The 563-nt window shown below is 36.2% G+C and carries 1 protein-coding gene; it reads right to left on the bottom strand.

Annotated elements, in window-relative coordinates; translation table 11 throughout:
• Positions 1 to 11 precede the first annotated feature (11 nt).
• A partial coding sequence (locus tag LRP84_RS22330; protein WP_230577080.1) for an IS3 family transposase occupies positions 12 to 563 on the bottom strand: 552 nt, incomplete at its 5' end.

The raw sequence follows: 563 nt of genomic DNA, 5'->3' as shown, positions 1-563 counted from the left end.
TGTAAAAAAGACTATGCAGCCATCGAAATTCGATATTCGATCGGAGCTCGATGATTGAGTCGTTTTTGGAATCGTTTGTAGTTATAATGATAGATGTATGTTTCAATTGCTTGAATTAGTTCTCCCTTTGTTTGATAGTCATTAAGATAAAACATTTCAGATTTAAAATGAGAGAAGAATGATTCAATGCAAGCATTGTCATGGCAGTTTCCTTTGCGAGAATGGCTGCCGATGGCGCCTAGCTGTTGAAGCATACGATAATAAGCAGGAGATGTATATTGGAATCCTTGATCTGAGTGGATGATGGTTCCATACACATCTCTTTTTTGTGTTGCTAAATCTAATGTTTTTAGAACAAGTTGTAAATCATTGCGATGTGAGAGTTTCCAAGCAACGATTTCATTATTGTAAAGGTCTTGAACGACCGATAAATAGAGAAATTTATCTTTGAATGGCAAATAAGTGATATCTGTGACAAGTACCTCATTTTGTTTGCGGTTTTGGAATTGCCGTTCTACTACATTGGGGAAAATCTTTGAGGATTTCCCTTTGAAAAAGCGTCG

Source organism: Bacillus rhizoplanae, from assembly GCF_917563915.1.
GTDB classification, from domain to species: domain Bacteria; phylum Bacillota; class Bacilli; order Bacillales; family Bacillaceae_G; genus Bacillus_A; species Bacillus_A rhizoplanae.
The sequence above is the reverse complement of the archived record's forward strand: the minus strand, read 5'-3'. Positions and strand labels throughout refer to the sequence as shown.